The sequence below is a fragment of the Allohahella sp. A8 genome (genome assembly GCF_047946665.1).
Taxonomy (GTDB): domain Bacteria; phylum Pseudomonadota; class Gammaproteobacteria; order Pseudomonadales; family Oleiphilaceae; genus Allohahella.
This window is the reverse complement of record NZ_CP172312.1, coordinates 3,170,853-3,183,320: the sequence shown is the minus strand read 5'-3', so window position 1 is coordinate 3,183,320 and position 12,468 is coordinate 3,170,853. Positions and strand designations below refer to the sequence as shown.

Genomic DNA, 12,468 nt, shown 5'->3' with positions numbered 1-12,468 from the left:
CGCCTCCCATTACATGCCGATAACCCCCGCCTCGTACCCGCAACATCCGCTTACGTTCGCACAACAAAATTGTATGAAAATACTGCTGGTCTCAGTCTCGGGATGTTCTATAAATATCGCATACGGCAAGGCCAGCCGTAATCCTCTTGAAGAACATGTAAGGCAGGTGCGAGATGAACGACGATAAAATGATGGATGACGACGAAAGCGACGTTGTCGGTTACACGGCTGATTCGGCCGATCATGAAGAAAGCAGCAGTGAAGCCGTTGCAGCATCCGTTATGGCGAAAGTCAGAGCGCGCGCGCAGCTCAGTGCAGATATCGAAGCGTTTCTCAAGGCCGGTGGCCGAGTGACGCAGGTTGACGATAACGTGCGTTCAGATCCGCCAAAGAAGCCGGACCTGAACTATGGTACTTCACCGATCTGATCGGTATGGGCGTTCAGGCCCTCCAGTTCAAGCCTCAGCCACCGATCAGTATTCGACTCCTGATCGGTGGCTTTTTTTTGCGCACAAGTGCTGACTGGATCACCGTGCCGCTCATGATTTCGTTACTTTTGCATAAGTTTGTGATTCGGGTCACACTAGAATGCTGTTATCCAGGCGGGCTTGCAGGCAATCGGAAGCGCGAATATGAACAAGATCTTTGATGGATCAATTCGCTATGCAATAATTCGGCCCGCTAATTCCCTGATTTTGCAGTGAGGCGTCTTATTTGATCGATTTTCTTCTGTTGTTGATGGGTCTGGCTCTGGTGACATCCGGCTGGTTCCTGTTTTCAGAATTCACCCGGTTCCTGCATTGCATGTATCGTAGCAGGGCCAGGGTAGTCTCCATGGAGGCCGGTGTAGAGCGATGGATGCTCACATACGATGGAGAGTATCGTTCCTTCAGTTTTTTCCCCGTCATTGAGTATCGTTACAATGGCGAACCAGTCCGTTTCACGTCGCTCGATCTCGTCAGCATGGGACAGTTGCAGGTTGGCGAACAGCTTATGGTGTCGTTCAGTCGTTCCCGCAGGAACCGGACCCGTCTGGGTCGCATCGCGTTATTCCTCTGCGGCTTCGCCAGCATCCTGCTTGTAGCGGTCATGAGTACCAACGCGATTGTGCAGAAGACGGGCAGCATGCTCGAAGTGACCTTCGCATCGTTTGTTGTGGCGCTGAGCCTGTTCATCATCGCCATCTATATGAAGCAGCAGGATGAAGCGGCGATCGGGGGGCTTGAAAGCGTGAGGAAGTCGAACATGACCTGCCTCTTTCTTCAGGAGCCCACCAATGTCTCGCATTGGCGCGCCATGTTCACCAACGCCAGACAGAAGCGCCGCATTTTCATGAGTCAGTTGCTCGGCTGCAGCTTCTTCATTGCCGGTTGCGGCCTCTTCATCATGTCCTTTGGCGTCAATCTCTAAACTGGCAGCGCGCTTCAGGTACTGGTCCGGCACCTGAAGCGGCCGGAGCAGTACTGGCTTAGTGTCGACGCCAGGTATGGAGCTTCTCGACCCAGGCCAGTAGCTTCTCCGGAGCATGGGCCCGTTTCCACTGACCCGCAGCCATCTTGTTTGCCTCTGACATCGTCGGGTAGATATGGATGGTACCAAGTATCTTGTTCAGCCCGATCTTGTGTTTCATCGCAGCGATATACTCGGTGATGAGATCCGCGGCATGGTAGCCAACGATGGTAACGCCCAGAATGGTGTCCTTGCCTGGTTCGGTCAGCACCTTCACGAAGCCGTGATCCTCCCCGTCGGCAATCGCACGATCCAGATCGTCAATGCCATAGCGCGTGACCTCATACTCGATACCCTGCGCCTTCGCCTCATTTTCGCTCAGGCCCACGCGAGCGACTTCGGGGTCAGTGAAGGTCGCCCAGGGTATGACCCGATAATCAGCCTTGAAGCGCTTCGCAAACCCGAACAGCGCGTTTACTGAGGCATACCAGGCCTGATGCGAAGCGACATGGGTGAACTGGTAGGGGCCAGCGACATCGCCACAGGCATAGATGTTCGGGACACTGGTCTGCAGATACTCGTTCACCTCCAGCGTACCATTGTCTTCAATCCGCACGCCTATTTCCTCGAGGCCGAAACCTCTGGAGTTTGCGGCGCGCCCAACCGCTAACAGCAGCGTATCAAACTCGATCTCATGTTCCTCACCACCCTGTTCGTAAGTGAGGATTTGGCTGTCGGCATAGGCAGAGCCGCCCTGACGAACCGATTTCGCATTGGCGCCCAGAATCAGTCTCGCACCATCCGCCTCCAGAGCAGCCATTACCAGCTTTGCGGCATCATCATCTTCCCGAGGCAGCAGCCTTGGGTCCCTATCGATCTGCGTCACCTTGATGCCGAGTCTGACAAAAGCCTGACTGAGCTCGCAGCCAATGGGGCCACCGCCAACAATCAACAGGTGTTCAGGTTTTCTGCGCAATCCCCAGATCGTATCGGAGGTATAGTAAGTTGCAGAGTCGAGCCCGGGGATGGGCGGTACGAAAGGGCGGCCTCCTGTCGCTACCACGATGTTCTTGCAGGTCAGCAGCTGGTTGCCCACCTGAACACGGTAGGGGTCAACGATACGGGCATCGCCAGTCACGCAATCGACGCCAAGCTGGCTATAGCGCTCGATCGAGTCGTGTGGCTCGATCATGGTAATCTTGCTCTGGATACGGTCCATCACTGCCGCGAAATCCACTTCAGGCGCTTGCGCTGAAATGCCGTAGTCTTCAGATTTCCGGATATAGCTGGCAATCTTGGCTGAACGCAGGAGGGCCTTGCTCGGCACACAGCCAGTGTTCAGACAGTCCCCACCCATTTTGTGCCGCTCTATCAGGGCTACCTTCGCCTTCACCGCTGCGGCAATGTAAGAAGCCACCAGACCGCCTGATCCAGCGCCGATGACCACAACGTTGTAATCAAAGCTGCCCGGCTTGTCGTATTGGCTCAGCATCTTCCTGTTCTTGACGAAATCAACGATGAATCGCGCGATAAATGGGAATATTGCCAGTAGCACGAATGAACCGATCAGAGCAGGGGAGAGGATATCCGAAGTCGACTCGATACTTGCCAGTTGGGTGCCGGCGTTCACATAGACAGCGGTGCCCGGCAACATGCCAAGCTGACTCACCCAATAGAATTTGCGGGTTTTAATCGGCGTCAGTCCCATGACCAGATTGATGACGAAGAACGGGAAGGCTGGCACGAGTCGCAGGCTGAACAGATAGAAGGCGCCGTCTTTCTCCACGCCCTTGTTGATCGTCTGCAGCCGCCGACCGAATTTCTTCTGCACCCAGTCTTTGAGCAGCAGGCGCGAAATGAGGAAGGCGATCGTCGCCCCGATGCTGCTCGCGAAGGAAACCAGCACCAGGCCGGTCCAGAGGCCAAAAATAGCGCCAGCGGCCAGCGTCAGAATGGCAGCACCAGGAATCGACAGGGCAGTAACGACAACATATACCGCGAAAAAACCCGCTAACATGGCGAGCGTATTGTCGCGGTAGTAGTCTATGAGCGCATCCTGCCGTGCGCTCAAGGCGTCCAGGGTCAGGTACTGACCGAGATCGAAGATGAAGAAGCTGCCGATGAGTGCAGCGATCACGGCGATAATCACGATATTTCTGATCTTTACGGAAGAACTGGATGACATCCCCTGATCCTTTTTCGATGACGGGTCATAAAGCGTTAACATAGCGGCAGGATACTAGCAGGTTACGGCGATGACCTGCAGACTAGTGTCGCGACACCTGATACGAAGCTTATAGAAGCCTACAGACTCAGCATCACAGGATCATTGCAATGCAGCAGCGCAAATACCCCACGACCCGGCTACGAAGAAGCCGGATGAAGTCTTTTTCAAGAATGATGGTCAGAGAAAACTCACTTTCCGCTGCCGATCTGATCTATCCCGTGTTCGTGCTGCCGGACCGCGGACGGGGCGCATCTGAGCGTGAAGCCATTGCATCCATGCCTGGCGTTGAACGCCTTGGCATCGAGGCCTTGCTGAGTGAGCTCGAAGGCATCGTGGAGAATGGTGTTCCTGCAATTGCGCTCTTCCCTGTCGTGCCGGCCGAAGCGAAATCGCTTGATGCCCGTGCTGCCTGGGACGACGACGGCCTTATGCAGCGGACGATTCGTGCAGTGAAACAGCGCTTTCCCGAACTCGGTGTGATTAGTGACATTGCGCTGGACCCGTACACCTCACATGGCCAGGATGGCCTGATCAATGAAAACGGCGAGATCCTCAACGATCTGACCTGCGAAGCATTGGTGAAACAGGCGCGCTCGCATGCCGAGGCCGGCGCCGACATTGTAGCGCCGTCCGACATGATGGATGGCAGAATCGGGCTGATTCGTAATGCGCTCGAAAGTGATGGCCACCATAATGTGCAGATCATGGCCTATTCTGCAAAGTATGCATCGAGTTTTTACGGGCCGTTCCGCGATGCGGTCGGTAGCGCTGCCAATCTTGGTAAAGGCGGCAAGCATAGCTATCAGATGGATCCCGCCAACCGGCGTGAGGCGCTGGAGGAGATCGCGCTCGATATCAGTGAAGGCGCCGACATGATCATGGTCAAGCCAGGCATGCCGTATCTGGACATTGTCCGAGACGCCGCCGAGAACTTCAATGTGCCGCTGTTTGCCTATCAGGTCAGTGGTGAATACGCCATGCTCAAGGCTGCTGCGGCCAACGGCTGGCTCGATGAAAAAGCCTGTGTGCTCGAGGCCCTGATGGGCTTCAAACGCGCTGGCTGCAGTGGCATTCTCAGCTACTTCGCGCGCGACGTTGCGAAGTGGCTGAAAGCGTAGGACCCAGTTTGAGCCTGCGCGTAAACAGTTAATCAATCATATGGACAATGTTGATGGAAAGTGATGATCAGGTCAGTACTGAAGGCCTTACGCCAAGTGACAAACTGGCCTATCTCGACGATGCGCCGGAGACTGTGCTTGCCGATGAAAGCATGCCAGCAATCGCGGATTTCAATCAGCCTGAGAATTTCTTCAATCGTGAGCTGAGCCACCTCCAGTTCAACGCGAGAGTGCTCCACCAGGTCATTAACGAGAACCACCCCTTGCTGATCCGGCTCCTGTTCTGCTGTATCTACAGCAGCAACATGGATGAGTTCTTCGAGATCCGGATTGCCGGCCTGAAGCAGCAGATCAAGTACGGTCGGGAAACGGTCGGTGCCGATGGTAAGTCACCGGCCCAGACGCTGCAGGCTTTGCAGGAGCAGATTCATGAGCTGGTGAGTCTGCAGTATGAGCTGCTCAACAACGATCTCATTCCGGCACTCGCCGACGAACGAATCAACTTTCTTCGCCGCACTGACTGGACCCCGGAGCAGCAGGACTGGATTGCCAGCTACTATGAACGCGAGATCTCACCGGTCATTGCGCCAATCGGACTCGATCCCAGCCACCCCTTTCCACGTCTGGTGAACAAGAGCCTCAACTTTATCGTCGAACTCGATGGCAAGGATGCCTTCGGGCGCGAGACGGGATTGGCCATTGTTCCGGCGCCGCGCTCATTGCCGCGACTGGTAAAGCTCCCAACCGAGATCAGCAATGGTGACTGCCTGGTCTTCCTCTCCTCCATCATTCATGCCCACGCTGATGATCTCTTCCCTGGCATGGAGGTGAAAGGGCTTTACCAGTTTCGGATAACCAGAAACGCCGACCTCGTGCTCGAAGAGGACGATATGGAGGATTTGGCGCAGGCCTTGCGAGGCGAGTTGCTGTCTCGTCGCTTCGGCGATGCGGTACGACTGGAAGTCGCGGATAACTGTCCGGAACCACTGGTCAACTTCCTGCTGCAGGAGTTTGGCCTGGCAGAAACGGAGTGTTATCGCGTCGCAGGTCCTGTGAACCTGACCCGACTCATGGCGGTAAGTTCGCTCGTCAACCGGCCCGATTTGCAGTATCCAAACTTCAACCCTTCGACGCCTGCCGAAATCAGACACCAGGACAGCATCTTCGAGTCGATCGCACGCAAGGATGTGTTGCTCTTGCACCCATTCCAGAGCTTCGCGCCAGTTATCGACTTGCTCCGTCAGGCCGCGAAGGATCCTAACGTGCTGGCCATCCGGCAGACGCTATACCGGGTAGGCGCCAAGTCCGAGATCGTAGCCGCACTGGTTGACGCGGCCAGACGCGGCAAGGAAGTGACTGTGGTCGTCGAACTGCGCGCGCGCTTCGACGAGGCTGAAAATCTGGAACTTGCAAGCAAGCTTCAGGAGGCGGGCGTCGTGGTCGTGTACGGCGTCGTCGGCTACAAGACCCACGCTAAAATGATCCTGATCGTCAGGCGTGAAGACAAGGGCCTCAAGCGATACATCCACCTGGGCACCGGTAACTACCACGCCGGTAATGCCAGGCTCTACACTGACTACAGCCTGCTGTCCTGTGACGATCAGCTCTCAGAGGATGTTCACAGGATCTTTCTGCAGCTCACTGGAATGGGCAAGGCACTGCGAATACGTAAGCTCTTCCATGCGCCCTTTACCTTACATACCAAGCTTGTCGAGCTTATAGCTCGTGAGGCAAAGATCGTCTCTGAGGGCAAGGGCGATGGTTATATTCTGGCCAAATTCAACGCGCTCACCGAGCCGCGGATCATTTCTGCACTGTACGCGGCATCCTGTGCCGGTGTGAAGATCGACCTCATCATTCGAGGGATCTGCTGTCTCAAGCCTGGCGTGAAAGGCTTGTCGGAGAATATCAGGGTCGTTTCAGTCGTCGGTCGCTTCCTGGAACATACCAGAGCCTATTACTTTGCGAATGGTTCGTCAGGGCCGGATGGTGGCGAGGTGTATTGCTCGAGTGCGGACTGGATGACCAGGAACCTGGTCAACAGGGTGGAAACCTGCTTCCCTATCGAGGCGCCGGCTCTGGCTCAAAGGGTGAGGGCAGAGCTGGAGAGCTATCTCCGCGACAACACCTACGCGTGGACGCTGCTTGAAGACGGTAGCTATTCACAGGTCAAAGCGGTAAGAGGCGAACCGGCGTTCTCAGCACAGGAATACCTGCTAGGACAGCTGACTGTCTGACCAGTCACTGTGCCGGCTTGGCTTCCGCAGACTCGACCTTGATCGCGCCGATGGTGGTCATGCGAGCCTTACTGCGCTCCACCGCGTTGCCGATCTGCTCTGAGTACAGCTCGAGCCACGTTCTGGACCCTGGCACCATGCGGGCCAGATCGGTGATGGCATCCTTGGCGGCCAGAACGAACTGCTGCTTGTCCTTCTCCTGCTCAATCAGGATATCAGCGAAGCGTCCGGTATTGGTCTTTTCGACAACCGTTTCAATTTTTGAAAGCCGCTCGTCGAAGCGTGTCAGATTGGCCTCGACCTTTTCAGCCAGTTGTCGTTGTTCTATAGGCTGTGCAGAGTCGGCCGTGGCAGCAAGCTCAGTGTCTTCTTGCGAGTTGCCTGTTCCCAGAAGCAGAATCGCCACACTCGCTGCCAGCGACACAATCAGCAGCAAGGCAACTACGAACAGCATGATGCGCGTGGTGCCCAGACTCTTCTCGAGCACCGCCATACGCTGCTCGGGGGTAAGCGGCTCGGCGACTTCTGCTTCTGGCGCAGCAGCTTCTTCTTCTTCCGGTTTGGATTTTGCCATCGGTTTGACCTCTCACGCCCTGGCACACGCCGAATACTGGCGCATACCTTAAGTCTAGAAGTAAAACGGTAGAAATAAAGCGAAGTGCCTCTGGCAAGGCACTGATGTCATAGTGGAGTGGGGTGTTCTCAGCCGGTCACTGTCTGTGAACCAGCAGTCAGCTGCTGATACTTCTTCATGAGGGCGTCCTTGGACTCGACGCGATCGGGGTCTAGTGGAATACAATCCACAGGACAGACCTGCTGACATTGCGGTTCGTCGAAGTGCCCAACGCACTCGGTACAGCGCGACGGATCGATAACATAGATCTCATCGCCCTGAGAGATCGCCTCATTAGGACACTCGGGTTCGCAGACGTCGCAGTTGATGCAGTCATCGGTGATGATGAGCGACATGGCCTAAAGTTTCCTCGCACGGTTTGACGGAATTGCAGCTCAGCATTATATCAGATCGTCGCTGTGAACCCCATCGTCTAACGCGTGATCAATCAGTCTTTGGCAAAATGGTCGATCAGCGCAGCGGACACGGCTGGTGGTACGAACTCGGATACATCGCCACCGAGCGCAGAAATTTCCCGGATGAGGGTTGATGAAATATACGACAGATGATTCGCGGGGGTAAGAAAAAGACTGTCGACGCCTGGCGCCAGCTTTCTGTTCATGTCAGCCAGCTGAAATTCGTATTCGAAGTCAGACACCGCGCGAAGGCCGCGTAATATAATGTTGGCACCTTCTGCCTTGCAAAACTCTGCAAGCAGGGTGCTAAAGCCGATTACTGTGACGTTCTTGTGCGGCGCGCAGACTTCCTGGATGAGCTGGACGCGTTTCTCGAGCGGGAATAGCGGATTCTTCCTCGCATTGCTCGCCACAGCCACGATGATTTCATCGAACATGCGCGAGGCTCTGGCAATGAGATCGGCATGGCCATTGGTGATTGGATCGAACGTACCGGGATAAACCACTCTATTCATGTGCTGTTCCTTTCGCACCAGGCTGAAGCAGGCGCCCAAGATTGGATGAAACCCTGGGCGCTTGCAAGCCGGTTGATCGTCAGGTCGGGGCTAGCGGTTGAAAACCTTGTAGATGATCTGATGAAGAACGGTTCCGTGGGGCGGGAAGATCACGCTACCGGTGTACAGCCGTTGCTTCGCATGGACACCCTTCACGTTGGAGAAGGTCAGGAAGCCTTCATGCCCATGATAGTGCCCCATGCCCGAATCGCCGACGCCGCCGAAAGGCATATCGTCCTGCGCAAAATGCACCAAGGTGTCGTTGAGCGAGACGCCACCGGAGTGAGACTGCTGGAGCACCTTCTTCTGCTGTGCCTTGTTGTAACCAAAGAAGTACAGCGCCAGTGGTCTTGGGCGTTCCTTAACGTAACTGAGTGCCTGGTCGAGTCCCTGGGTCGCGACGATTGGCAGAATTGGACCAAAGATTTCCTCCTGCATCAGCTTCATCTTGTCAGTGGCGTTCAGGACCAGAGTGAGTGGCAGCTTGCGGGTGCCCCGATCGAATACTTCATTGGCCGGATTCAGCTGTATCAAGGTCGCACCCTTCGCCTGTGCATCGCTCAGATAATCCTGCAGCCGACGATACTGGCGATCATTGATGATCGACGTATAGTCGCTGTTGTCCTTGATGCTCGGATACATTTTCTCGAAAGCGGCAGAAAAAGCCTCGACGAAGGGCGCAATACGCTCTTCGGGGCAGAGCACGTAGTCAGGCGCGATACAGGTCTGGCCGGCATTGAATGACTTGCCAAAAACGAGTCGTGTCGCCGCATCTGCAATCGGCACATCCGAAGAGATGATGGCAGGAGACTTGCCGCCAAGCTCGAGCGTGACCGGGGTGAGATTCTCGGCCGCCGCCTTCATGACATGGCGGCCTACATTCGTAGAGCCGGTAAACAGCAGGTGATCGAAAGGCAGAGTGGAAAACTCTGCTGCAATATCGGCCTCGCCGGTAATCACAGTGACCAGGTCAGGCGTGAAGGTCTCTGCGATGATCTTCTGGAGCAGTCCTGATGTCCTCGGCGTGAACTCCGACATCTTCAGCATCGCGCGATTACCGGCTGCCAATGCGCCTGTCAGCGGGCCGATGGCCAGGTTGATGGGATAATTCCACGGCACGATGATGCCGATGACGCCCAGCGGCTGGTACATGAGGTGATTACGTGCGGGCATGAACAGCGCGTGGACTCGTCGACTCTTGGGTTTCATCCAGCCCTTGAGGTTTTTCAGGGCATAGTTGATGGCCTGGATCGACGGCATGATGTCGGCCAGCAGGGTCTCGTCCGCCGAACGCCCAGCGAAATCCAGGTTGATGGCTTCAACAATGGCATCCTGTTGGCGCAGCAGTGCGCTCTTGAGCTTCAGCAGGCGCTCCCGCCGCACCTGGTACTCTGGAAAGACCGCGTTGTTGAAGGCATCTTTCTGCGCCTTGAAGCGGGTGTGCATCTGCTTGATATCGGTATTCTTTTCAGGCAGCGCTATGACTGTGGCAACCATGCATCTTTCCTCGTCCGGTGGGGCTTGTCGGAGCTGGGTGAGCGTCATCAGAGGCGATTACATCCGAGGGCTTTTCATCCGAAGGATTGTGTCGAATTATCCCGCAGTCATTCACCTAGCTATAGATTAGAGTATATACTCTAGTGCGAGACGATACACCACCACCCGGCGTTTTGAAAGCACCTCCGGGGCAGATTGGAGAACTGTATCTCCGATCCCTATTTCTAGAGGCAGGTACCACCATCAGCGATTCGATGACCACCAAGGAGCGGATACTGCTGCGCAGTCTCGAGCTCTTCAACGAGAAGGGCGAGCGACACATCACGACCAATCATGTTGCCGCGGATCTCTCCATCTCACCAGGTAATCTCTACTATCACTACCGCAGCAAGCAGGCGATCATCTACGAAATCTTCACGCATTATGAGCGTCTGGTAGAGCATTACCTGCAGTTGCCGGACCGCGCGCTGAGCGTGCAGGATGAATTCGATTATCTGGATTCGGTGTTCGACGGTCTCTGGAGCTATCGTTTCTTGCATCGGGATCTGTATCACTATCTGGACGCTGATCCGCGGCTGAAGACCGAATACAGTCAGTTCACCAGTCGCTGCCTGGACCGGCTGGAAGAGATCATTTCATCGCTTGAACAGAGCGGCATACTGGCCTTCCACCCGCATTCAGGCTGTGGGAACGGCGCTTCGGCTGCCGCGCTCAAGCGGACGCTGGCCCTCAACGTCTGGCTGGTCGTGACGAACTGGATGTCATTCCTGGTTTCGTCAGTTGAAGTGGCGGGTGGAACGCTTTCGATCAGGCACATGAAAAGTGGTATTCATCAGGCGCTCGCGATCCAGGAGCCCTATGTGACCGAAGCGTTCGCGGAAGAAGTCGCCCGACTTGCGTCGGACTATCCCGACTACAGGTCGCTCGGCTCGGGTACCTCGAAAATAGTGTCCAGGAAGGCCCAGGCCTCACTCTGACCAATCGATTCGGTTGACGAGAAGGGGACGATCGTAGCCACACAATTGCGCTTCTTCAGCTCTGCACGGACCTTGGCCGCTGTCTGCTGCGCTGCGTTTCGCCCGAGTTTGTCGGCTTTCGTCAGCAGTATGAGAATGTCCTTGCCGGCACTGCTCGACCAGTCCAGCATCGCGAGATCGAAGGGTTTGAGTGGATGTCGGATGTCCATGATCAGCACAATTGCCATGAGCGACGTCCGGCTGCGCAGATACAGGTCGAGATTTTCCTGCCAGCGCGCCTGCACGCTTTGCGATACCTTTGCATAGCCGTAGCCAGGCAGGTCGACGATGCGTCCGGCACCATCGCCCAGCTCGAAGAAGTTCATCAACTGGGTACGTCCTGGCGTCTTCGAAGTTCTTGCCAGTTTCCTGCGCCCGGTCAGGCTGTTGATTGCGCTGGACTTGCCAGCATTGGATCGCCCGGCGAAGGCCACTTCCCGACCAAAGTCAGGCGGGCACTGGGCGGGCGTCTCGGCACTTGTGAGAAACTCTATAATCTGGTAATTCATATTCCCGCGTTTAGCTGTTCGCATTGTGCTGATATTATGAATATAATGGCCACCTTTTGTCGGGTACGCCGCGTCGGCTTTCATGTCGTCGCCGTCGCAGTAGAGCTGCGGCGCCTGCCGGGTCAATGATAAGTAAAGGAACAGAATACATGAAATCTTTGTTCAAGGGCTTTGTTTCTATTCCCGACCGGTTCGCCCTCGTCGGCGTGACGTTCAGTGTCTCGCTGATGTTGAGCAGCATTGCCGGCGTTGCCCAGGCTGCAGGCGAGTTCGTAGAGGGTGATCCAGCGGCAGGTGAGGAAAAGGCCGCGGTGTGTGCCGGATGTCACGGTCCCGCCGGTAATAGCGCTGCCCCGATGTTTCCAAAGCTGGCAGGCCAGGTGGCCAAGTACACCGACCTCCAGTTGCACCTCATCAAGAATAATGAGCGGCCGGTACCCCAGATGATGGGTATCGCAGATGCCCTGTCAGATCAGGACATGGCCGACCTCGCTGCCTACTACCAGAGCACGCAGCCCACCCCGGCTGCCGCCAAGCCCGACACGATTGAGCTCGGCGAGCAACTCTATCGTGCAGGCAACAGTGCGAAGGGCGTACCCGCCTGCGCTGGCTGTCACGATCCAATCGGACGAGGCAACATACCTGCCGGCTTCCCCCGATTGGCCGGCCAGCATACCGACTACATCAAGACACAATTGCTAGCCTACAGAAACGGAGAGCGCACTGCTGGGCCTTATGCCGCCATGATGCAGGGCGTCGCTGCGAACCTGAGTGACAAGGAAATCGCCGCACTCTCCAACTACATCCAGGGGCTTGCTGCCAAGTAGCAGGC

Annotated in this window: 12 protein-coding genes; 6 read left to right on the top strand and 6 right to left on the bottom strand. The window is 55.9% G+C overall.

All coding sequences use genetic code 11. From position 1 onward, the window contains the following. The first annotated feature begins 173 nt into the window (after positions 1-173). Positions 174-428 carry a hypothetical protein gene (locus ACH3PB_RS14250; RefSeq protein ID WP_416395931.1) on the top strand — a complete coding sequence of 85 codons (255 nt, stop codon included), beginning with the start codon at positions 174-176 and terminating at the stop codon, positions 426-428. A gap of 286 nt (positions 429-714) precedes the next feature. Beyond that, complete coding sequence (locus ACH3PB_RS14245) at positions 715-1,410, top strand: DUF3592 domain-containing protein (protein ID WP_416395929.1); 696 nt, start codon at positions 715-717, stop codon at positions 1,408-1,410. Positions 1,411-1,468: 58 nt separating this feature from the next. Here ACH3PB_RS14245 and ACH3PB_RS14240 read toward each other — a convergent pair whose 3' ends face one another. Further along, positions 1,469-3,634 (bottom strand): FAD-dependent oxidoreductase, encoded by a 2,166-nt coding sequence (locus tag ACH3PB_RS14240; RefSeq protein ID WP_416395927.1) that lies wholly within the window; start codon positions 3,632-3,634, stop codon positions 1,469-1,471. A gap of 149 nt (positions 3,635-3,783) precedes the next feature. Between ACH3PB_RS14240 and hemB the strand changes: the two genes are divergently transcribed. Continuing rightward, positions 3,784-4,794, top strand: a complete 1,011-nt coding sequence (gene hemB, locus ACH3PB_RS14235) for a porphobilinogen synthase (protein WP_416395925.1) — start codon at positions 3,784-3,786, stop codon at positions 4,792-4,794. A gap of 53 nt (positions 4,795-4,847) precedes the next feature. After that, the gene (ppk1, locus tag ACH3PB_RS14230; RefSeq protein WP_416395923.1) at positions 4,848-7,031 is read left to right on the top strand and encodes a polyphosphate kinase 1; all 2,184 of its coding nucleotides are present in this window, start codon (positions 4,848-4,850) and stop codon (positions 7,029-7,031) included. 4 nt (positions 7,032-7,035) lie between these two features. Here ppk1 and ACH3PB_RS14225 read toward each other — a convergent pair whose 3' ends face one another. The 4 genes from ACH3PB_RS14225 to ACH3PB_RS14210 form a co-directional block, all read right to left on the bottom strand. Next, positions 7,036-7,605, bottom strand: a complete 570-nt coding sequence (locus tag ACH3PB_RS14225) for a hypothetical protein (RefSeq protein ID WP_416395921.1) — start codon at positions 7,603-7,605, stop codon at positions 7,036-7,038. 128 nt (positions 7,606-7,733) lie between these two features. After that, positions 7,734-8,000 carry a YfhL family 4Fe-4S dicluster ferredoxin gene (locus ACH3PB_RS14220; RefSeq protein ID WP_416395919.1) on the bottom strand — a complete coding sequence of 89 codons (267 nt, stop codon included), beginning with the start codon at positions 7,998-8,000 and terminating at the stop codon, positions 7,734-7,736. Positions 8,001-8,092: 92 nt separating this feature from the next. Then, positions 8,093-8,575, bottom strand: coding sequence for a pantetheine-phosphate adenylyltransferase (coaD, locus tag ACH3PB_RS14215; protein ID WP_416395917.1), 483 nt, complete (start codon positions 8,573-8,575; stop codon positions 8,093-8,095). A gap of 90 nt (positions 8,576-8,665) precedes the next feature. After that, on the bottom strand, positions 8,666-10,111 hold the full coding sequence (locus ACH3PB_RS14210; protein WP_416395915.1) for a coniferyl aldehyde dehydrogenase: 1,446 nt from the start codon (positions 10,109-10,111) through the stop codon (positions 8,666-8,668). A gap of 254 nt (positions 10,112-10,365) precedes the next feature. Between ACH3PB_RS14210 and ACH3PB_RS14205 the strand changes: the two genes are divergently transcribed. Further along, positions 10,366-11,088 carry a TetR/AcrR family transcriptional regulator gene (locus tag ACH3PB_RS14205; protein WP_416395913.1) on the top strand — a complete coding sequence of 241 codons (723 nt, stop codon included), beginning with the start codon at positions 10,366-10,368 and terminating at the stop codon, positions 11,086-11,088. Here ACH3PB_RS14205 and yihA read toward each other — a convergent pair. Beyond that, positions 11,025-11,636, bottom strand: a complete 612-nt coding sequence (gene yihA / locus ACH3PB_RS14200; RefSeq protein ID WP_416395911.1) for a ribosome biogenesis GTP-binding protein YihA/YsxC — start codon at positions 11,634-11,636, stop codon at positions 11,025-11,027. The two genes, ACH3PB_RS14205 and yihA, sit on opposite strands and share 64 nt — an antisense overlap. Before the next feature lie 149 nt (positions 11,637-11,785). Between yihA and ACH3PB_RS14195 the strand changes: the two genes are divergently transcribed. Then, on the top strand, positions 11,786-12,463 hold the full coding sequence (locus tag ACH3PB_RS14195) for a c-type cytochrome (protein WP_416395909.1): 678 nt from the start codon (positions 11,786-11,788) through the stop codon (positions 12,461-12,463). Positions 12,464-12,468: the final 5 nt, after the last annotated feature.